Here is a 21809-nt window from a genome sequence, read left to right as displayed (position 1 = left end):
CGCGCTTACTAATCCAGCAATTCCCCCAACGATTCAGCACTTTGTCTGCAACGCATACTTCCCTTACGCCAAACTCATAAATAATATACTCCCATATAGTATATTTAGTTGTCCATAGAATCATTGGACAATACGGCATATTTATCAAAAATAAGGGGGAGTATATTTAACTTAACTCTATTACAAAGTAAATTCGCCAACTTTCTGCGGAACAGGTGCGTCGATTGCAGCGCAAATACAACGGAGTAAATCTGCGCTGTCTGGATTGAGTCGCTCGTTTGGCAAGGCTGCGGCGGCGACCAGCAAACGAATTAAAAATGGCTTAGCCAAAGGCGCTAGCTGATTCAATTTATCCAGCGCTTGCTTCACCTCAAAAAAGTCGGGTGCATTCACCGATACTGTGACCGCCGGACTGGTGTTGATCGGAGCTGTGTTGATCGCAGCTATATTAATCACACACATATCAGTAGCATTTAAGCCCAGGTCGGGCATGCTACTGGCAGCGCGTAAAAATGCGCCTCTGGCATCAAACGCCGCCGTATCTTTGCCGCTGGCGGTGTAGGCGACTAAAGACAGCAACAATGCGGTTTCTTTTTTCAGCGCAGCCAATTGACCAAAACGTACCGGCACGGCACGTCCTGCTAACGGCCCCAATCGGCGATCAAGTACCGTTTGCAAAACAAACTCGGCCTGAGTCATCTTTTGGTCCGCTGCGATCAGCCTAGCAACGATCGTTAACAGACTCGCCCTCTGCTCCACCGACAATAGTTTTAATGCGGGCATTGCCAGATCAAGCAACGGTAAGCGCGCACTGCGCGGCATGGCCTCAATATGTGGCAACAAACTTAGTGCTAAGGCAGATTGCGCTGTGGCGGATTGCTGCAAAATGGTAATTTGTATTGTGTAGGCTTGGGTGTCACCGCGATCTAACAACAAAGTATATACCGCGGCACTAGCGCCCAAAGGATCGCGCAAGGCATCCAGTAACTCACTTGGCATGCGATTTTTTGTTGATGCGTGGTTGCCAAATCCCAGGCCGAGTTGATTACTTACGTTTGATGTTAATGCGTTTGATGTTAATGCGTGGGATGTTGCGGCGTCTGATGTTACTGCGCCTGATGCAATACCTGATTTCGCTGTGCCCGGAGAGTCGATAATTGCCAAGGTAGAACCAGGTACGCTGTTGTTCGTTGCCGCTTGCGCTGCCATAAAATTGCGTGCGCCAAATCCATATACGCCCTCAGGCAAACCGGCACCAGCGTCAACATCAATAATTTCACTGGCATCTAAAAACTCTACATTCCGGCCATACAAACGTTGCAGACGTTCTTTTAACGGCGGATGTGTCGCAAAAAAACCGTCTAGTAAATTAGGTCGGGCTGCGCCCAAAAACATATGAGAAAGCTGTTCTGCATGTGGGCTATCGATACGTGATCCGCATTGGTTGGTGAGCGTTAATCCGCCGATTTTACGTAATGCGCCGCCAATACCTTCAGGGTTACGCGTAAATTGAACTGCGCTGGCGTCGGCTAAAAATTCACGCTGACGGGAGACTGCAGACTTAATCAAACGGCCAAAGAAAATCCCGACATAGCCAATCACAAACAGAGCAACGCCAGTTAGAAAAAAGATCGTTTGCAACGATGGACCTTTTTCATCACGACTACGTGACGACCCGATGCTAGAACCCCAATACATCAGTTGCTGGCCAAAACTGGCAATCATCTGTATCCCAAACAGCATACCGATCAGTTTGATATTCATACGCATGTCGCCATTGAGAATATGGCTGAACTCGTGCCCTATCACTCCCTGTAATTCATCGCGGGTCAAGCGCACCAAAGTGCCTCGCGTGACGGCAACAACTGCCTCATTTTGATGATAGCCCGCGGCAAACGCGTTAATTGCCTCTTCATGATCCATCACATAAACGCGGGGACATGCGATGCCAGAGGCCAGTGCCATTTCTTCCACAATATTGAGCAGACGACGTTCTTGCAAATCCTGCGAAGACGGCATCACTAGACGCCCGCCAGCCAACTGAGCCACGGCATCACCACCGTCGCGCAGACGGAACATTTCTACCAAAGTACCGCCGCCGATGAACAGCAGAGTCAAAAAAGTGTTCAGAATAAAGAAGCCGCGGGGGTAGTGGTGCACGCCAGCAAAGCGCTGGCCGCTGGACCAAATCCAGACCAAAGCAAGGCTAAGATTAACCGCCAGCACGATCGCCACCACCGCCAGAAAAAACAAGAATAAAAGCTTCTTACTTTGGCGGTGTGCCTGGTCTTGTTGCTCGAAAAAATCCATACGGATTTATAGAAAACAGCAGCGGTTAGAAAGAGACTTTAACAGCTTTGCGTTCTTCTGCCGACTCGGTGGCCTGCAAGAGTTCGCCAGCTTTGAAGCCAAACATATTGGCAATAATAGAACCGGGGAATTGCTCGATGGAGGTGTTGTACTGCATCACGCTGTCGTTATAAGCTTGGCGAGAGAAGGCGATTTTATTTTCTGTACCAGTCAATTCTTCTGTCAATTGCATCATGTTCTGGTTGGCTTTTAAGTCAGGGTAGGCTTCTGACAAGGCGAACATTTTTCCTAAAGATGCCGTCAAAGTACCTTCTGCTGCGGCCATCTGCTGCACCGCTGCGGCGTCGGAGGGATCACTTACCGCTTTCGTATTAGCGGTCACTGCCTGATTGCGTGCTGCGATGACGGCTTCCAGCGTTTCGCGCTCATGCTTCATGTAGCCTTTAGCTGTTTCTACCAGGTTTGGGATCAGGTCGTAGCGACGTTTTAGCTGAACATCAATTTGTGCAAACGAATTTTTGAAACGATTACGTAAGCTCACCAGCCGGTTATAAGCACCGACGATCCAGAATGCAAACACAGCAACGACGACTAAAAAAATGATTAACATGGGTTCTCCTGATGGAAAAAAAGGGTTTGAACCAAAGTACAAACCCTGTAGTTGTTATCGCTCGGCGATTAGCTTCGTCTTGGCTTAGTCTTAGCTTGTTATTAGCTTAGTATTGACTACGCGGCTATTTGGATTCAGTCGTACTCTCGGACTTCGTATCTGGCTTCTTAGGTTCAGCGGACAGTTCTTTTAATTCAGTCTCGCTGATGTAATCAAACACTTTGACTACCTTGCGTACGCCACTGACACCGCGCGCGACTTCTCCTGCCAGATTACCTTCGCGCTGTGTGACGCGCCCCATCAAATAAACCGTGCTGGCTTCAGTGACTACTTTAAAAGCACTGGCATATAAATCTTTGGTGTCGACAAAAGAGGCTTTGACCTTAGTCGTGATCAGAGCATCGCTGGAGCGCGAAGAATAGTTGGACAAACCGGCAACTTGCAGCTCGTTTGCAACGGATTGCACGCCTTCTACCGCACGCATTTCTGTCTCCGCCTTGGTTTTAGTGGCCTCATCAGGCACCTCACCGGTCAACAAAGCACGGCGATTAAAACTGTTGACGTTGACATGGGAGGAATCACCCAGCGCTCTGGACAAGCGGATTTCGCCCTTCAGGACAATCGACTTGTCTTCAGTCTGAGCACCAAATGTACGCCTGTCGGTAGCAGCAAAGGTACCGACTACTGCACTGCCTACCATCATTTCTATACAACCCTGCAAACTCATCGCAGTAGCACAACATAAACTGATTACCAGTACCGGTCGAGCGGTCTTGGTCACTAAACTCTTAGTTAGATTCTTAATCATCTGCATCACCTCCGAATAAAGCGGCATCGATGCCGTCACACAAACAATGTATGGTTAATAAATGGACTTCTTGTATTCTGGCTGTCCGGTCATGCGGCACACAAATATGGACATCGGCGTCGCTCAGGATTTTACCGATTTGTCCGCCACCCTTACCTGTAAGCGCAATCACGCGCATATCACGGTCAATTGCAACGTTAATCGCATTAATCACACTAGTAGAATTACCCGATGTGGATAAGGCGAGTAAGACATCGCCTGCCTGACCAAAAGCCTGTACCTGCTTAGAGAACACTTCCTGAAAGCTGTAGTCATTGGCTACAGCGGTCAAAATTGAGGTGTCGGTTGTCAGTGCCAGTGCGGGCAAAGGCAAACGTTCACGCTCAAAGCGCCCAACTAACTCGGCTGCAAAATGCTGGCAATCAGCAGCAGAACCACCGTTGCCACAAGCCAGTATCTTGTTACCGTTAGACAGCGCCGCGAACATTAGTTCGATTGCTTGTTCGATAGGACGAGCCAGAATACTGGCCGCTTGAATTTTGAGTTCGGCACTTTCGTGGAAGTGCGCAAGGATGCGTTGATTTGTCATGGTGGGGCGATTATAAAGCAGGTCAGTGGCAAACTACCCGATGATCACGTTTTTAAGCCAGTTAATCTCTTGATCATCAATAGCCAACAGATCAAAACGGCATGCGGGTTCTGTATGTTGTGTCAGTAAATATACTTGTGCCGCATGTACCATGCGGCGTTGTTTTGCAGGTGTCACGCTGGCAATCGCACCACCAAACTGGGAGGAAGTGCGTTTTCGTACTTCAACAAAAACCAAGGTGGTCTGATCTTGCATGATTAAATCAATTTCACCACCTTTGCACAAAAAACTGCGCTGTACTAATTTTAAACCTGCCTGTTGCAAATACAAAAGTGCCTGCTCTTCGGCAGCGTCACCAGTACGCTGCCGACTGGTTCTCACTGATGCAATCCGTTTTGCTAGCCAACTCTGCTCAGCCATTGTCGTACAATCCTGATTTGATTAATGTAAGTCTGATTGAATCACAATGAATTCGAATGAATACCTATGAATATGTCAGAAGACACATCCGCAAAAACATCTGCAAACACGCCTGAGAATGCGCCTAAAAATCCGTCCGAAAACACGACTGAAGCTTATTCGCTTGCCAACGCGACGATCATGCAAGCAGTAGCCAGCCAGAGTTATCCCGTTTCCACATTATATGTAGTTGCAACGCCCATAGGAAATGTTTGCGATATTTCATTACGGGCTCTGCACTTGCTGGCAATGGCAGATGCGATCGCTTGCGAAGATACACGTAATACCGCGCAACTACTCAATCGCTACGGCATTAATAAGCCCCTGATCTCGGCACATCAACACAATGAACGAGAAGTTGCTGAGAAAATCGTAACGCGCCTGCAAGCAGGTGAGCGCATCGCACTGGTGTCTGATGCCGGTACGCCTGGAGTCTCAGATCCTGGTGCAAAAATCGCTGACGTAGTGCGGCAAGCTGGCCTGCGTGTAATGCCTTTGCCCGGTGCCTCGGCTGCAATTAGCGCATTGTCTGCCAGTGGCTTAATCAACGATCAGTTTTATTTTTTTGGATTCTTACCAGCAAAAGCTGGCCAGCGTGACACGGCTCTGCGCAGCGTGTTGACCATCAACGCGACACTGATTTTTTACGAAGCGCCACATAGAATCATCGATTCAATCACAGCGCTACAAACGGTTTTTCAAGGCGAACGCCAGATCGTATTTGCGCGTGAACTAACCAAATTATTTGAAGAAATTCATCGCTGTAATTTATCGGAGGCGATCAATTGGCTTAGCGCTGATCCGCACAGAGAAAAAGGCGAATACGTTATTTTGCTGGAAGGTGCGCCAAGTAATCTGGAGGATAGCCAGCAAGAGGCACGTCACATTTTGAGTATTTTGCTTGAGGAGTGCTCAGTCAAACAGGCAGCATCGCTTGCTGCAAAAATCACAGGTCAAAAGAAAAATGGCTTATATCAGCTTGCGCTTGAAATGAAACAAGAAGCACCTGATAACGACTGATAACAACTGAGTTGGGAGCTTAGAGTTAAGAGAGTGCGGCAGATTAACGCTGAACCACAATGGGTTTGGCGACACCTAAATCAGCAGTTTGTACAATAGCGCTGGATGCATCTGCGCGGCTGGCAAATGGCCCGCTCACAAGACGATATAAACTTCCTTGCTGGACGATATCAAAACTAGGTAAGCGGCTTTGCGCCTGATCTTTTAACCGGGACATCGTTGCTTCTGCATTGGCGCGTATGGCATATGCGCCAAATTGTATGTAAAACCCTGCTACCGAATTAGTGGCTGTATTCGTAGTCATAGCAGTATCGCCAGCAACATTTTCTGCGCTAGCGGTATTGCGTATACTTCCAATTTTTTCTACTGGCTTACTACTTTGTTGCGCCAATAATTCCTCCATCGATATCTGAGCTGTCTTTGGATCAGCTTGCGGAACGGCAGCAACACTAGGGGTTGTCGTAGCCGCTGAAGTTAAAGCCACCACGGAAGAAGCAATAACAGTATTAGAAATCACCGGACGTTGATTTTTACGATTCTCTGCCATACGTTCTATATCGTCAGGCAGCAAACGCTCAACCTCAAGCTGAGTGCTTCCTTTACCAAGATAATCTAGCTTTAGCACAGCGGTGTAAGACAAATCGATAATACGGCTAGAGTGGAAAGGGCCGCGATCGTTAATCCGTACAATTACCTGCTTGCCGTTAGAAAGATTGGTCACTCTGGCATAAGAAGGAATCGGCAAAGTAGGATGCGCGGCAGTGATTTTGTACATATCGTACAACTCACCGGATGAGGTTTTTTGATTATGAAATTTTTTACCGTACCAACTGCCAACACCGCGCTGAACAAATGGTGTCGTGCTATCCGTTAATGGCGTATAAGTTTTACCAAATACGACATAAGGTCTATTGCCAGAGCGGGAATAAGCCTCCATGGTAGGAATAGGCTCTACCGTGTTCTCTAACCCCTCCGGCGGATTATCGCCGGGACCATCATCCTTGTAATAGCCACCTTTGCCTGAGTTTGCTTTGGGTAAATATGGCGCGGTATTTGTTGCACTAGTTGCTGGCTTTCCAGCAGTTGCAGCCACTGGACGGGGCTGATCAGTCGACACGGCAGAATGCTTAGGGGCACTGCTACAAGCAGCCAAAAATAATGCGCTAGTAATTGCGAAGAATTGGAATTTGCGACTAATTGATCGTTGTCTCAAGTTTGCACCAGCTTACGATTACGTTGCACACTCATCAAAATACCTGCACCCATACCCAGCGTAACCAATGCCGTACCACCATAACTCATGAAAGGAAGAGGGACGCCAACCACGGGCAAAATACCACTAACCATACCCATATTAACAAAAGCATAGGTGAAAAAAATCATCGTAACCGACCCCGCCATCAAGCGCGTAAATAAACTTGGGGCGTTTGCAGCAATCATTAAGCCACGAATAATTAGTAACAAGTAAAGTACGACTAAAATACTATTTCCGATAAAACCAAATTCTTCAGAAAATACCGCAAAGATGAAATCAGTGGTCCGCTCAGGTATAAATTCAAGATGGGCTTGTGTTCCTTTGGTCCAGCCTTTGCCATTGATGCCACCAGATCCAACAGCGATAGTCGCCTGAATAATATGGAAGCCCTTACCTAGAGGATCTCGACTAGGATCAAGCATGGTCATTACACGATCACGCTGATAGTCATGCAACATATAAGGCCAGATTACAGTGGGGACAACGGCAGCAACAAATACTACGATCGAAATTAGAATTTTCCATGACAGACCAGCCAGAAAAATAACAGCAAACCCTGCAGCGACTACAAGCAAGGCGGTACCAAGATCAGGCTGCTTAGCGATCAATCCAACAGGAACCGCCAAAATCACAATAGCAATTACAAAATCCTGCATACGCAGCGTGCCTTCACGCTTCTGAAAATACCAAGCTAGCATCAATGGGACAGCGATCTTCATCATTTCGGATGGTTGGACGGGAGTGCCGATATTAATCCATCGGCGAGCACCTTTTTTCACCATGCCGAATGTTGCAACAGCAATTAATAAAGCTACGCCAAATGCGTAAATCGGTATGGCAAAACGCATCAGCGTTTGTGGTGGAATATTTGCCATAATCCACATCACTACAAATGAGATCACTATATTCCGAAGCTGATCTTCAACACGTCCCGGAAAATCAATCCCAGCGGAATACAATGTAATGATGCCAATCGACATAATCAAAAAAATGATGATCGACAAAGCTGCATCAAAGACCATGATACGGGACCGGATTGCTCTCCAGTTGAACGCTCTATTGTTCATGATCAATCCTTGTTCCCTTCGGTTTCACCGCCAGGCTTAAGTTCGTTACTCATTTCGGCAGCCGCTTTGATGTCCTCATCAGTGCGATATAAAGCAGGGTCAGCCTTGAGTGCAGGTGTTTTATCTTTATCCTGCGGCCGCTTACCCAGCAAATAATAGTCAAGTGCTTTACGCACTATCGGCGCGGCAGCGGCAGAGCCCATACCGCCATTCTCGACAATAATTGCTATCGCAATCTTAGGATGATCAGCAGGTGCAAATGCGATATATAAAGAGTGATCTTTATGGCGTTCTGCAACACGCTTCGCATCATATTTCTCACCTTTTCTTAAGCCGACTACTTGTGCAGTTCCTGTTTTACCACCAGATGCATAGCCGGCATTAAGGAATGATGCACTTGAGGTACCTTCCCGTGTCACGCCAACCATCGCCTGTTTTACAAAATCGATATTTTCTTGCTTCAATGAGATCCGAAAACTTTCTTTTGGCACAGTCAAAGTACGGTCATGGGTTTGTGGGTCTTCTATAATTTTAACTAAATGGGGTTTCATCACTACCCCGTTATTCGCAAGCGTAGCAACTGCATGTGCCATCTGCAAAGGTGTAAAAGTATTTTGTCCCTGGCCAATTCCAAGCGAAATAGTGTCACCTAATACCCAGCGCTGCTGCGCTGGCTTTTTAAAGGCGCTACGTTTCCATGCGGTAGAAGGTAACAAGCCTTTTCTTTCATGCTCAAGATCAATACCTGTAATTTGGCCAAAACCAAAAGGCATCATAAAATCATGCATTGTGTCAACGCCCAGATCGTTGGCAAGCATGTAGTAATAAGTGTCACAAGATTGAACGATGGACCGATACATATCCACCATGCCATGACCACCAACTTTGTCATCATTGAAGCGGTGATTACCAAAAACAAAATAACCCGGATCAGCGATCGCCTGTGTCGTCGTACGTTTCCCTAACTCAAGCGCAGCTAGTGCCATAAACGGCTTATAGGTAGAACCAGGAGGATAAGCTCCGGTCAAAGGCCGGTTAAGCAAGGGCTTATCTTCAGACGTGTTGAGCTCATTCCAGCTTTGCTGATCTATACCTTCAACAAATAGATTGGGGTCGTAAGTTGGCTTGGAAACGAAAGCAAGCACATCACCGGTGGCTGGTTCAATCGCGACCAGAGCACCGCGTCTATCACCAAATGCGTCTTCGATGACTTTTTGCAGTTCTATGTCTACCGAAAGAATTAGGTTTTTACCAGAAGTGGGTGCGGTGCGAGAGAGCGTACGCACTGCACGGCCACCGGCTGATACTTCGACCTCCTCAAAACCCGTAGTGCCATGGAGAAGTTTCTCGTAACTTTTCTCCAGACCTTCTTTACCGATATAGCTAGTGCCGTTGTAATTAGCGTCATCTTCACTATCATCAATTATTTCTGCATCTTTTTGACTGATGCGTCCAATGTAACCAATCACATGTGATGCGACATCTCCAAGCGGATATTGTCTGAATAATCGGGCTTGGATATCAACCCCGGGAAAACGAAACCGTTGTGCAGTGAACCGAGCGACTTCCTCGTCAGTTAACTTGGTTCTGATTGGCAGACTCTCAAAACTTTTTGACTCTTCGATTAACTTACGAAATTGCTTACGATGCTTTGGTTGAATATCAATAAGTAGTGCTAACTCATCAATCACAACGTCTAAATCAGCAGTGATTTTTGATGGAGTTATTTCTAAAGTATATGCAGAAAAATTTCGCGCCAAAACTGCGCCGTTTCGATCTAAGATCAATCCACGATTAGGCACTACCGGAACGATAGAGATACGGTTTTCGTCAGCCTGTAAAGCGTACTGGTCATGCTTTACAATTTGCAACCAGACAAAGCGGGAGATCAACAAAATAAAGCAAACAAAAACAAAAACGCCTATAAAAAATAAGCGCATTCTGAAAAGATAAAGTTCGCGTTCGGTATTCTTGAGTTCGGTCATATCTACTCTGTCAAGCTCAAGTGGCTAGATCAAATGGGGCGGGTATCGTCTTTATCAATTGCACGACGCTGAGGTGCGAGCAACAACCATGTCACGACTGGCCAAAGCAAGGTTGTGATAAAGCTTTCGGAAAAATACAAAATCCCGGGAAATTGTCCGCTCGGAGCAACCATTAAGCGTATCGCAATCTGTACCGCTTGCACCATCAGAAATAAAGGTAGCACGTGCAATGATTGCGTCAATGGATTAAACCACAGCACGCGCCTGTGAATGGTTATTGCAAAGTAAGATAATAAAGTGTACGCCAGCGCATTTTCACCAAGGTAAATTGCGTCATGTACATCCATCAATAATCCCATCGTAAATGCAACGCCAATGCCCACTTTGCGAGGTTGATGGATACTCCAGAATACCAACACTAAAGCAACAAAATCGGGAACACCAATCCAATTACCCCAAGGAAGAAAATTCAAGAAAAAAGCACATACCAGACTAACAGCTATGAAAGTCGAACTAACAGGCAGCAAAATGTAATGTGGGCTATTCATTTTGCGATCTCCTTAACGACTTCTTTTCCATTGTCTTTGCCGGAATTTTTACTGGAATCCTTTGCAGGCGTCACAAGTGGCGCTGGAATAACGGTATCAACTGATTTTTGCGGCATCATGGATTGTGTATCCGGCGGAGCCTCTCTGGCAGCATCTCGAGTTACCTTGCGATTTAATTTTTCTTTTTTTACGCGGATATCTTCGGTGTCGGGGCGCGGCAAATTATTAGACGATACTAGCAAGATCAGCAATTGCTTATTTCTATCAATACCTGCTGAGGGTGTACAAAGAATATTCTCAAACTGAGTTGTTGCTTTGTTCTCCACCTTAACTACCTTAGCCACTGCCAAACCAGCGGGATATACGCCATCAATACCTGATGTTACCAACACATCTCCGTTGTGAACATCTGCGTTAGACGTCATCCGCATATCCAGGTAGCCCGATTGACCTCGTCCATACACGACGCTACGCAGTCCGTTACGGAGAATTTCGACTGGAATCGCCTGGTTTTTATCGGTCAACAATGTCACCTCTGACGTCAAAGGAAAAACCCGTGTGACCTGACCCACAACACCTAGATCATCAATCACTGGCTGACTGAGAGCGACACCATTTTGGCTTCCACGATCCAGAATAATTTTACGAGTAGTACTATCGCGAGCATCGTAAATAATCTCGCCCAGAACGGATTTCACCGTTAATTTTTCACGTGCATCCAGCATTTTCCGTAAATGCATATTTTCAGCTGATAGCTGGCCATTTTGTTGCAGTGCCTCGGCATTGGAAATTTGCTGACGCTTCAGCTGAACGTTTTCTTTTTCTAGAACGCTGGTAGATGTGAGGTAGGCAGAAACCTTCGTTGCGGCATCGCGCGGAACCACAGCAAGCATTTGGATGGGATACAAAACCGTTCCCAACATCTGCCTAGCAAAGATTAATGTATTTAGACGAGAATCGACGACTAGCAAAAAAATCGCCAAAATCGCGAAGAACACCACTTTGGCGCGGGCAGAAGCGCCTTGTTTGAAAAGTGGTGGTGGACTGTATTGCATAAATTAGATAAAAGTTCGGACTAAAACTCGTCGATAAAATGTCGACATCAAGCAAGGAGCAAATTGCACCTAGTCTCGCACCACTTAGGGAAATTATTCGTAAGAGAAAATAGATCCCAGCTTATCCATGCGCTCTAACGCCATTCCTGAGCCACGCACTACGCAAGTGAGTGGATCTTCGGCGACAATGACGGGCAAGCCCGTTTCTTCCATCAGCAAACGATCCAAGTCACGAAGCAATGCACCACCGCCTGTCAGCATCATGCCCTTTTCAGCAATATCAGCACCCAATTCTGGCGGAGTTTGTTCCAGCGCGTTTTTTACAGCGGAGACAATGTTGTTTAAAGGGTCAGTCAGCGCTTCTAAGATTTCGTTACTGGAAATAGTAAATGACCGTGGAATACCTTCTGAAAGATTACGTCCCTTCACTTCCATCTCTTTAACTTCAGAACCGGGGAACGCAGAACCAATTGCCTTCTTGATCGCCTCAGCAGTTTGTTCGCCGATCAACATACCGTAATTGCGACGGATGTAATTGACAATCGCTTCATCGAATTTATCACCACCAACACGCACTGAACCTTTGTACACCATGCCACCTAGAGAAATAATCCCGACTTCAGTAGTACCGCCACCAATATCTACAACCATAGAGCCTGTTGCTTCAGATACAGGCAAACCAGCACCGATCGCCGCAGCCATAGGCTCTTCAATCAAATACACCTGAGAAGCACCTGCACCTAAAGCTGATTCACGAATCGCGCGGCGCTCTACCTGGGTAGAACCGCAAGGCACACAAATGATGATACGTGGAGAAGGCTTAAAAAACTTAGTGTCATGCACCATGCGGATAAACTGCTTGAGCATTTGCTCAGTCACCGTAAAATCAGCAATGACGCCGTCTTTCATCGGGCGAATAGCCTCGATATTGCCAGGTACTTTGCCCAGCATTTGCTTGGCTTCCCGACCGACAGCCTGGATGGTTTTTTTACCGTTAGGACCACCCTCCTGACGAATGGCAACAACGGATGGCTCATCCAATACGATACCTTGGTTACGCACATAAATCAGCGTGTTTGCTGTACCCAGGTCAATTGCCAGGTCATTAGAAAAGTAACTACGAAAAAAACCAAACATGTAAGAATCCTGTATTTTGTGTTGTCGTCATGCGCAGCAGTTCTGCGCGAATTTGTCTAACCGCATCTTGCTTTAAGCTCAGCGTTATACTTATGCCGAATAATAATGATGAACAATGACGAATCACCATAAGCAAAGAAGCCCTCAAAACCCTCGCAAGCGTTTCAATGCAGGCCGAGAAACTCAGCTTTATCGTATTTCGAAGATAAGGCAGGCTTCACAAACGCAATATTGTGCTGCGCAGCAGGTTTTCAGAGCTTCATGAGGTATTAACCCTATATTCTACCTTATAATCTTAGGAATATTAGGCTATCTACCATATCTACTGAAAATGGATTTTTTACCGATGTTGGCAACATTAACCGACATTTAGTCTTGTAAATTTTGCTTTTGTTTCCATTTGCTTCTATCTACAAGAGTTGTTATCACCATCTATTATTACAATTCGATACTTTTATTTACCCATTACGCGCACTACGCGATTTAGCCATGTCACTAGACCTATCCGATGTTAAGCGAATTGCCAGCTTAGCAAAACTCGAACTATCCGAATCAGAAACCGTCAGCACGCTGGACAAACTGAATGGCATTTTTTCGCTGGTTGAGCAACTCAAAGCTGTTGACACCACCGGCATCACGCCACTCAGCCATCCAATCGCGGCGTTAATGCCAGAACTAGGATTGCGCCTGCGAGAAGATATCGTCAGTGAGACCAATCGTCGCGACGACTACCAGGCAGTTGCGCCGGCAACTCAAGACGGACTGTATCTTGTACCTAAGGTCTTAGAGTAGCCGTAGAGCCGTCTTAGAAAAAAATTAGGACTTATTTCGAGAATCATCAGGATATTTCAGAACATGCATAAGCACTCTTTAAAACAATTGTCTGCCATGCTGCACAGCAAGCAGATTTCCGCCACTGAATTGGCGCAGCATTATTTGGGTAGAATTCAGTCTAGTGAGCTGAATGCGTTTTTGCATGTTGATCCAGAATTAACTTTGCAACAAGCCACAGCGGCTGATGTACGTTTAGCCAATGGTGATGCCACTGTACTTACAGGCATTCCGATTGCGCACAAAGATATTTTTGTTACGCGTGGCTGGCGATCTACCGCAGGTTCCAACATGCTGGCAAACTACACTAGTCCATTTGACGCAACAGTAGTAGAACATTTTAATCAAGCTGGTATGGTCACACTAGGCAAACTCAATTGTGACGAATTTGCGATGGGCTCCAGCAATCAAAATTCTGCTTTTGGCGCGGTTAAAAATCCTTGGGATTTACGTGCAGTACCTGGCGGTTCCTCGGGCGGATCAGCCGCTGCGATTGCGGCACGTTTAGCGCCAGCGGCAACAGCAACTGATACTGGCGGATCGATCCGCCAGCCGGCCTCATTTTGTGGTGTAACCGGGATTAAACCAACCTATAGCAGCGTCTCTCGTTACGGCATGATTGCCTTCGCCTCGTCACTAGACCAAGGCGGTCCCATCGCACAAAGTGCTGAAGATTGCGGACTACTACTCAATGTAATGACGAGTTTTGATCCAAAAGATTCAACCAGTTTAGAAAGACCAAAAGAAGACTTCAATCGGGATTTAACCAAAGACTTAAAAGGCTTGCGTATCGGTGTGCCGCGTGAATTTTTTAGCGAAGGCTTAGCAAAAGATGTAGAACAAGCCGTCCGAGCTGCACTCGCCGAATATGAGAAATTAGGGGCCGTCTTAGTCGATATTTCCTTACCAAAAACTGAACTATCGATCCCGGTGTATTACGTTATCGCTCCGGCAGAAGCATCATCGAACTTAAGCCGTTTCGACGGCGTGCGTTACGGCCATCGTGCAGCCAATTACAAAGATCTTAACGACATGTACAAAAAATCGCGTGCCGAAGGTTTTGGGGATGAAGTCAAACGTCGTATCCTGGTTGGTGCTTATGTTTTATCGCACGGATATTACGACGCCTATTATTTGCAGGCACAAAAAATACGGCGCTTAATCGCGCAAGATTTCAAGGCTGCGTTTGAGCTATGTGACGTCATCATGGGGCCTGTAGCGCCCACTGTAGCATGGGATTTAGGCGATAAAACAGACGACCCTGTTGCCAATTATCTGGCAGATATTTTTACTTTATCAACCAGTTTGGCAGGCTTGCCTGGCATGTCAATTCCATGTGGCTTTGGACAAGGTGAAAAAAATAGCCAGCGCCCCGTCGGTCTACAAATCATTGGCAATTATTTTAAAGAAGCCCAATTGCTGAATGTCGCACACCAGTTCCAATTAGCGACTGACTGGCATCAAAAAGCGCCTATATGAAATCAATCCGCTCACTTATTGTTCCAACACTTTTGCTCGCATGCAGTGGCGCTTTCGCGCAGGCAGAAAAGCTCACAGTTTCGGCGGCGACACCAGCAGCAGTGACATCGGCAACTTCGGCAACAGCACAGCAATCGTCTAAAACCGATGTACTGGAAGCTAATTTCTCCTGCGCTTTGGTGCAGCAAGAAACTGATGGTGGTGAACGTTTGGATTACGCTGATCAGGCGCATATCCGCATTGAAGGCAACGTGATTAAAACATTTCAGTGGGAATCCAGTTTGTTCAGGAGTAACCACGGCAATGAATGCAGCATCGATCTCAGTGATGACCCGCAGGCAGAAGTCACTGAGAAAGGCTGGCGAATCAACTTGAAAGATGCGCGTGCAGCACGCACACGACGTGGATATGATTTTGATCGAGGCTTCAATTGCAGTATTCGGTTAGACCGTGTAGGAAATGATTTACAGATCAAACCTACATGCCCCGCCTTATGTGGCTCACGGATGAACTTTACAGCACTGACAGTCAATCTTAAAAGCGGCCAATGTCGTTACGATGAATAAATAGGTAGCAATCAAAGTCGCTCACTAAAATCAAGCATATCGGTAGCGCGAAAGAAATTAATGCAATTCATGCAAATGAACGAAAAAAGGATTCAACATGCAATGGGAAGTCGTCATCGGTTTTGAGACTCACGCACAACTCAAAACCCAATCAAAAATTTTTAGCGGCTCTGCCATCCAATTTGGCGCCGAGCCAAATACACAAGCGAGTCCCGTTGATCTGGCACTACCTGGAGTACTGCCAGTGATGAACAAGGCTGCGGTAGAAAAAGCAATACAGTTTGGCTTAGCCGTTGGTGCGGTCATTGCGCCAGAATCTATTTTCGCCCGTAAAAACTACTTCTACCCTGATCTGCCTAAAGGCTATCAAATCAGCCAATTTGAGATCCCTGTAGTACAAGGCGGCAGCGTCACTTGCGTGGTCGAAAAAGACGGCAAATCCGAAGTAAAAGTCATCGAACTCACCCGTGCCCACTTAGAAGAAGACGCCGGAAAATCGCTGCACGAAGACTACCAAGGCATGACAGGGATAGACCTGAATCGCGCTGGCACACCGCTATTAGAAATCGTCACCGAACCCTGCATGCGCAGCGCAGCAGAAGCCGTCGCATACGCCAAAGCTCTGCACTCACTAGTCATGTGGCTAGACATTTGCGACGGCAATATGCAAGAAGGTTCTTTCCGCTGCGATGCCAACGTATCGGTACGTCCGGTGGGACAAAAAGAATTCGGCACGCGCGCTGAGATCAAAAATCTCAACTCATTCCGTTTTCTGGAAGAAGCCATCAACATTGAAGTACGCCGCCAGATTGAGTTGATCGAAGACGGTGGCAAGGTCGTACAAGAGACACGTCTCTACGATCCAGATCGCAAAGAAACACGCTCCATGCGCAGCAAAGAAGATTCACAAGATTACCGCTATTTCCCAGATCCCGATTTGCCACCGTTGAAGATCGACGCCGCCTGGATAGAGCGCGTAAGAACAACAATGCCAGAACTCCCCGACGCCATGCGTGCACGCCTCATCCAGCAATACAACATCTCCGAGTACGACGCCATGATCGTCACTCAGTCAAAAGCCACCGCAACCTACTTTGAGGCCGCAATTATGGCCGCAGGTGCTATTGACGCCAACGGCAATCCAGCAGCACAAGCCAAGCAAATCGCAAACTGGATGATGGGCGACGTATCGTCCACGCTGCACCGTGAAAATATCGATATCGGCGCCATTCCCGTCACGGCCAGCCAATTAGCATTGCTGTTGCAACGGATTACCGATGGCACGATATCCAACAAAATCGCCAAAGAAGTTTTTGCAGCCATGTGGCAAGCAGTATCCTCTGACATCAACTTGGCAGATCAGATCATCGACAGCAAAGGTCTTAAACAGATCTCCGATGTAGGCGCACTAGAAAAAATCATAGACGAAGTCATGGCGGCCAATCAACAATCCGTTGATGAATATCGCGCAGGTAAAGAAAAAGCCTTTAACTCACTGGTAGGCCAAGCGATGAAAGCTACCAAAGGCAAAGGCAATCCAGCTCAGGTGAACGAACTATTAAAGAAAAAATTAGCGAGCTAATGGGATGAGCCGTTCAGATAATATGTTGAGGAAATAGTGACCAATTTAAGACAAAAATTTATAGAGTTCTCAGTGAAATCGGGAGTGATTAAGTTTGGCAGCTTTATTACAAAAGCTGGCCGTGAGTCACCTTATTTTTTTAATGCTGGGCTGTTCAGTGATGGGGAAAACCTTGGGAAGTTAGCCAATTTTTATGCGGATACGCTAATCAACTCCGGAATAGAATTTGATATGCTATTTGGCCCTGCATATAAAGGGATTACACTTGCATCCGCCACTGCCGTCGCGCTGGCTGCCAGGGGACGTAACGTATCATTTGCGTATAACCGCAAAGAAGCAAAAGATCACGGCGAGGGCGGCACCGTCGTCGGCGCCAAACTCGCCGGCAAAATCGTCATCATCGACGACGTTATTTCAGCGGGCACGTCAGTGCGAGAATCAGTCGAATTGATTTATGCAGCGGGCGCGACGCCGTGTGCAGTATTAATAGCGCTTGATCGTATGGAGCGATCCGGAAAAGACGATGCCCTATCTTCACTCTCGGCTGTACAGGAAATTAGTAAATTATATGAGATGCCCGTAGTATCTATCGGTAATTTAGACGATTTATTCGACTATCTGTCCGTAGATAAAGATATTCAAATGATTGAACATAAAGCCGCAGTCTCCGCATATCGTTCAAAATATGGGATTGCAAACCTAATTTGAGTGAGTGCAAGTAGAGCGTAATTTAGAATCTGAGCAAATATTGCAGGTAAAAAATTCAACCATATCGCTGCAAAACATAAGGGCTGCTTAATCGCAGCCCTTTTCTATTATCGCTTCTCGACAGCACCTCTTAATTCTTCTAGCAGATCCGCATTTTCAACCGGCTTTGTTCCTGGCAACAAAGGAACCGGCTTTGTGTTTGAAGTACTTGTTTTGGCTTTTTTACTCGCTTCCTTTTTCCCACTCGGAACTGATAAAGGTAGCGTTGGTGTTTCCGGCTTGCTCATAATTACTTCCGAGGAATCTAACGACTCTTTATCAGCCAAAGATTCTTTGCTACCTAATTTCCCCGGAATCTGCCCATCACTGTGTTCAACTGGCACTTCATCAGACATCGTCTCTTTTCGGGTAGGTTCAACCATGGATTGATTGATAGTGTCTTGAGTCTTAACTGGAACAACATCCCTTGTAGAATCGTTGGCAGATGGCATGCGTTTCAATGCACGCAAATCAGTCCTCTCTTTCAAATCTTTAGCCCAATCACCCAAAGAACTTTGGAAAGCATTGCTAATAGACTCAGCCTCAAAATCATCATTGATGATGTAAGGGGTGATCAAAATAATTAATTCTTTTTTACTCTTGTTGGTAGATTCAGTTTTGAACAAGCTACCAATCCCCGGAATATCCTTGAGCAAGGGAACGCCAGAGTCTGAGGAACTATTATCATTTGAAATAAGACCAGCCAACATAACAGTACTTCCATCCCGCAAAGTCAATTTAGTATCCACTTTGCGCGTACCAATCGTTGGTGAAGTGATGGCACCGCTGCTTAAGGATTTAACATTACTTACTTCCTGAGAAATGTCTAGATCAATTCTATTGCCGGAATTGATCACCGGTCTTACCTTTAAGATCATACCTGCTGTACGGTACTGTATTGTATTGGTCGTGGTGCTGCCAGAAATAAATCCGGGAGTCGTAGTCGTACTGGTTAAAATCGGTACTTCGTCAGCTACTTGAATCGTCGCAGTTTCGCCGTTGCGCGCCATCAATTTAGGGCTAGAAAGAATTTGAGCATCATTTTTTGACGCTAACGCGGAAATATCAGCGCGTAGCAACCCTGCGGAATTCAAGAAACTAAAAGTCAAACCACCCGAGCCTGAGCCCGCGTTGGCTGAAGTGACTGTACCTCGGACATTAGTGCCGGATGAGTTTCCTGCTGAGACAGAATTACGAAAATTCCAATCAACCCCAAGCGTATTGGCAGTTCCAGCAGTTACTTCAGCAACCATCACGTCGATCAGCGCCGACTTCGTCGGTTTGTCCAGCTCTGCAAGCAATGCCATCCATTGCCGATATTGATCAGGCCCCCCACCTTGAATAATCAAACTATTAGTAGCGTTGTTAACTACAATCTTTGATGCCCCACGAGAAGCCGTCGCCGATTGTGTCAATGCTGTTGGCGCTGAGGCGGATCCAATCGGTGCGATTGTACTGCTGCCACCTCCACCTATCAATTCGGATAAAGTTTTCGCCAGCGCCTGCGCATCTGCATATTTGACAGGATAAGTAAAAAATGCCCCCCCAGCCTGGCTATCAGACGGTTTATCCAAGTCTTTAGCCCACTGGAGAGCGTGATTTAAAATCACTTCTGACGACGAGAAAATAATAACGCTGTTCAATGGTGCAATTGGCAAAATAAGAATTGGCGTTCCAGCACCTAATGACGTACTTGCAGAGTAACCCTCCGCGGACAGCACATCGACTAGGCGTTTACTAAATTCGTCTGCAGTCCAAAAGACAGGGCTGATTCTCTTGGTGCGCAAACCTCTCATAATTGGCTGGTCAAAGACCTGGATCACTTCCATTGCAGCGGAAATATCCTCTGGCTGACCACTCAGTAATATTGCGTTTCTGGCCAGATCATCTTGCGTCTGAATTTTATTGCCGAACATAGTCCGTAATAAGCTACTAAAGTCGGTAACTCTGACTGCATCTAACTCCACATAATGAAAAACAGGGCGCAAACTAGGAGGCGTATCAGGCTGCGCTCGGCCACGACGTATAGCAGGAGAATAGCTATTGGAAGCGGTGTCTGGTACGAGTCGAATAACGCCACCAAAATCCTGGACCGCGATTCCGTAACTTTTTAAGAGCATTCTGGCAAGACCTGCCATTTGGCTAGCCGATTGCGGTCTCGGTGTGTGGAAGGTGATCAAATCTGTCCGGGCAGCTACTGCACCGTCCATTGAATAATTTACTTTAAGAACGCTCCCATACACGGCTTGAATAAACGTTGGCAAAGGCATTTGATCAAAAGCTACAGACAACTCGGATTTTTCATTCACAGAGTCGCTTGATGCAGAACTATTATTTTTGCCGCTCCCACTTTTAATTGAGGGCATTTTTGGGGTATCAGTTTCTGAATATTTACGCTGTATTTGTTCATCACCCAACAAGGACGCCGAAGTCAATTGTGGGCTGCGCTCAAATTCTATTTTCTTAGGAATATTTAATTTTGGGTCTGCACACCCAGATACAAATAACAGAGTAATTATCACAAAAACTGGAGCAAAACGACTCGTTAGAAATCTTGTGTTTTGTCGGAAAGTTGATTTTTTCATTGCTTACGTAGATTCAGTTTCATAAGTTGACCATTCAAAGAAATTTTTAATTGGTCTTGGGCGATCTCAACAATCTTTGCACCGCCAGGTAATTTCTCACCAATTTTTCTCGTCTCCGTTGCTGGTTGATTTTCAAATAAAAGGAGTACACTTTTCTCGCTTCCAACTGAAGTTACTCCAACTATCCGCCAACGAGGTGGCGTCAAAGGCTCCTTCCTCGGCGGGAGAGGTTGCTTTACTGCAACCTCCCAAACTCGGAGTTCGCTTAAACCGATGGTCGATTTTGATCCATCCTCTTGGCTCAAATCTTGCTCATTTTTCATCGTTTCAGGAGGGGCCGCCGGCACTATAAATGGCGCGTCAGGAAGTGCTTGTTTTTTTGCGTTCGCTAAATGCATTTGACCTAAGGAATCAAATAACATGTAACGTCCCAGCAAAGCACCTGCGACAGAACATCCTATTACAAAGACGGTGGAGCCCCAATGTTGGCCAGAAATTTTCTTGATATCTCGCATACTCATGTTCAGTCAAAGCACTTTTGAGGAAGATGGAATCTCTGCTTTTTCTTGAGCAAGGACAGGATCAAGACGCCAATAACAACGAATACCAATTTCCATCTGCGCTCCGCGAACAATTGCGCGCTCGACAACGGTAAATCGCTGCGCCTCTTCAAAGGAATGTAATAGCTTAGTGAACGCCAGCGGATCAAACCTACCCGTCACAGTTAATTTAATCATCTGCACACCAGAAGGTAGCACATCAAGTTTATTTTTATCACCGTTAGTTTGGTAAGTAGACTTCGCTTTGAATGCCCCTGGAGATAAATCAGTCTTATCACCACCCTCTGCATCGGCTGCCGTTACTGCCAGATTGGGCACGCCGGCACCTTTCGCTAAATCACGAATGTCGCTCAATAATCTCGCTTTTGCAAAAGTAGGTGATTTTTCTGTGGGTAAAAACTCAATCCAAGCTTTTTTCACTTGTTGAACAGCGATCAAATTTTCACGCCATTGATTATTCTTCAGCAGCCTTTCCTGGCGATCCAGTAATTCGTTCTGACTGTCTAACTGTTTTTTTTGCACCGTATTTAAATCGTATAACTCGGTAAGTCCATAAATGATGAGAATTAACATCACCATTCCCACAAGTTGCCAAAAACGTTCACCTGTTTTCATT

At 46.3% G+C, this 21809-nt stretch carries 20 protein-coding genes; 6 read left to right on the top strand and 14 right to left on the bottom strand.

Annotated elements, in window-relative coordinates; all coding sequences use genetic code 11:
• Positions 1-180: 180 nt before the first annotated feature.
• The 5 genes from AAKU64_RS16570 to AAKU64_RS16550 form a co-directional block, all read right to left on the bottom strand.
• The gene (locus AAKU64_RS16570) at positions 181-2310 is read right to left on the bottom strand and encodes a M48 family metallopeptidase (protein WP_354333851.1); all 2130 of its coding nucleotides are present in this window, start codon (positions 2308-2310) and stop codon (positions 181-183) included.
• Positions 2311-2335: 25 nt separating this feature from the next.
• On the bottom strand, positions 2336-2920 hold the full coding sequence (locus AAKU64_RS16565; RefSeq protein ID WP_322120891.1) for a LemA family protein: 585 nt from the start codon (positions 2918-2920) through the stop codon (positions 2336-2338).
• A gap of 124 nt (positions 2921-3044) precedes the next feature.
• Positions 3045-3728, bottom strand: a complete 684-nt coding sequence (locus AAKU64_RS16560) for a BON domain-containing protein (RefSeq protein WP_354333848.1) — start codon at positions 3726-3728, stop codon at positions 3045-3047.
• Positions 3721-4317: a phosphoheptose isomerase gene (locus AAKU64_RS16555; RefSeq protein WP_354333846.1), complete on the bottom strand. Its 597-nt coding sequence runs from the start codon at positions 4315-4317 to the stop codon at positions 3721-3723. Before AAKU64_RS16555 ends, AAKU64_RS16560 begins: the two co-directional genes overlap by 8 nt.
• Positions 4318-4350: 33 nt before the next feature.
• Positions 4351-4737: a YraN family protein gene (locus tag AAKU64_RS16550; RefSeq protein WP_354333844.1), complete on the bottom strand. Its 387-nt coding sequence runs from the start codon at positions 4735-4737 to the stop codon at positions 4351-4353.
• Positions 4738-4917: 180 nt separating this feature from the next.
• Between AAKU64_RS16550 and rsmI the strand changes: the two genes are divergently transcribed.
• Positions 4918-5796, top strand: coding sequence for a 16S rRNA (cytidine(1402)-2'-O)-methyltransferase (gene rsmI / locus AAKU64_RS16545; RefSeq protein WP_354333874.1), 879 nt, complete (start codon positions 4918-4920; stop codon positions 5794-5796).
• A gap of 43 nt (positions 5797-5839) precedes the next feature.
• On the opposite strand, the gene AAKU64_RS16540 is transcribed toward rsmI, so the two are convergent.
• The 6 genes from AAKU64_RS16540 to AAKU64_RS16515 form a co-directional block, all read right to left on the bottom strand.
• Positions 5840-6913, bottom strand: coding sequence for a septal ring lytic transglycosylase RlpA family protein (locus tag AAKU64_RS16540; protein WP_354362483.1), 1074 nt, complete (start codon positions 6911-6913; stop codon positions 5840-5842).
• A 92-nt stretch (positions 6914-7005) separates the two neighbouring features.
• Positions 7006-8118: a rod shape-determining protein RodA gene (gene rodA / locus AAKU64_RS16535; protein ID WP_354333840.1), complete on the bottom strand. Its 1113-nt coding sequence runs from the start codon at positions 8116-8118 to the stop codon at positions 7006-7008.
• Between the two features lie 2 nt (positions 8119-8120).
• Positions 8121-10103, bottom strand: a complete 1983-nt coding sequence (gene mrdA, locus AAKU64_RS16530; RefSeq protein ID WP_354333838.1) for a penicillin-binding protein 2 — start codon at positions 10101-10103, stop codon at positions 8121-8123.
• Positions 10104-10132: 29 nt separating this feature from the next.
• Positions 10133-10651, bottom strand: a complete 519-nt coding sequence (gene mreD, locus AAKU64_RS16525) for a rod shape-determining protein MreD (RefSeq protein ID WP_354333836.1) — start codon at positions 10649-10651, stop codon at positions 10133-10135.
• Positions 10648-11706, bottom strand: a complete 1059-nt coding sequence (gene mreC, locus AAKU64_RS16520; RefSeq protein WP_354333834.1) for a rod shape-determining protein MreC — start codon at positions 11704-11706, stop codon at positions 10648-10650. Before mreC ends, mreD begins: the two co-directional genes overlap by 4 nt.
• 93 nt (positions 11707-11799) lie before the next feature.
• Positions 11800-12843, bottom strand: a complete 1044-nt coding sequence (locus tag AAKU64_RS16515) for a rod shape-determining protein (RefSeq protein ID WP_323492742.1) — start codon at positions 12841-12843, stop codon at positions 11800-11802.
• A 489-nt stretch (positions 12844-13332) separates the two neighbouring features.
• Here AAKU64_RS16515 and gatC point away from each other — a divergent pair, with 489 nt between their 5' ends.
• The 5 genes from gatC (at position 13333) to pyrE (ending at position 18009) form a co-directional block, all read left to right on the top strand.
• Positions 13333-13635, top strand: a complete 303-nt coding sequence (gene gatC, locus AAKU64_RS16510; RefSeq protein ID WP_354333832.1) for an Asp-tRNA(Asn)/Glu-tRNA(Gln) amidotransferase subunit GatC — start codon at positions 13333-13335, stop codon at positions 13633-13635.
• Between the two features lie 63 nt (positions 13636-13698).
• Positions 13699-15153 (top strand): Asp-tRNA(Asn)/Glu-tRNA(Gln) amidotransferase subunit GatA, encoded by a 1455-nt coding sequence (gene gatA / locus AAKU64_RS16505; RefSeq protein WP_354362482.1) that lies wholly within the window; start codon positions 13699-13701, stop codon positions 15151-15153.
• Positions 15150-15719: a hypothetical protein gene (locus AAKU64_RS16500; RefSeq protein ID WP_354362481.1), complete on the top strand. Its 570-nt coding sequence runs from the start codon at positions 15150-15152 to the stop codon at positions 15717-15719. The genes gatA and AAKU64_RS16500 overlap by 4 nt, the downstream gene beginning before the upstream one ends.
• Positions 15720-15816: 97 nt before the next feature.
• Positions 15817-17301 (top strand): Asp-tRNA(Asn)/Glu-tRNA(Gln) amidotransferase subunit GatB, encoded by a 1485-nt coding sequence (gene gatB, locus AAKU64_RS16495; RefSeq protein WP_354362480.1) that lies wholly within the window; start codon positions 15817-15819, stop codon positions 17299-17301.
• Between the two features lie 36 nt (positions 17302-17337).
• Positions 17338-18009, top strand: coding sequence for an orotate phosphoribosyltransferase (gene pyrE / locus AAKU64_RS16490; protein ID WP_354362479.1), 672 nt, complete (start codon positions 17338-17340; stop codon positions 18007-18009).
• 107 nt (positions 18010-18116) lie between these two features.
• Here the strand turns inward: pyrE and AAKU64_RS16485 are convergent, their stop codons facing one another.
• Genes AAKU64_RS16485 through AAKU64_RS16475 form a run of 3 tightly spaced genes read right to left on the bottom strand, consistent with a single transcriptional unit; the run spans position 18117 to position 21808 of the window.
• Complete coding sequence (locus AAKU64_RS16485) at positions 18117-20633, bottom strand: secretin GspD/PilQ domain-containing protein (RefSeq protein WP_354362478.1); 2517 nt, start codon at positions 20631-20633, stop codon at positions 18117-18119.
• Entirely contained in the window at positions 20630-21154 is a 525-nt protein-coding gene (locus AAKU64_RS16480; protein ID WP_354362477.1) for a hypothetical protein, read from the bottom strand. The genes AAKU64_RS16485 and AAKU64_RS16480 overlap by 4 nt, the downstream gene beginning before the upstream one ends.
• A gap of 6 nt (positions 21155-21160) precedes the next feature.
• Positions 21161-21808 (bottom strand): hypothetical protein, encoded by a 648-nt coding sequence (locus tag AAKU64_RS16475; protein WP_354362476.1) that lies wholly within the window; start codon positions 21806-21808, stop codon positions 21161-21163.
• Between the last annotated feature and the right edge of the window lies 1 nt (position 21809).

The organism is Undibacterium sp. GrIS 1.8 (genome assembly GCF_040544445.1).
GTDB lineage: Bacteria > Pseudomonadota > Gammaproteobacteria > Burkholderiales > Burkholderiaceae_D > Undibacterium.
This window is presented reverse-complemented; position numbering and strand designations above follow the sequence as displayed.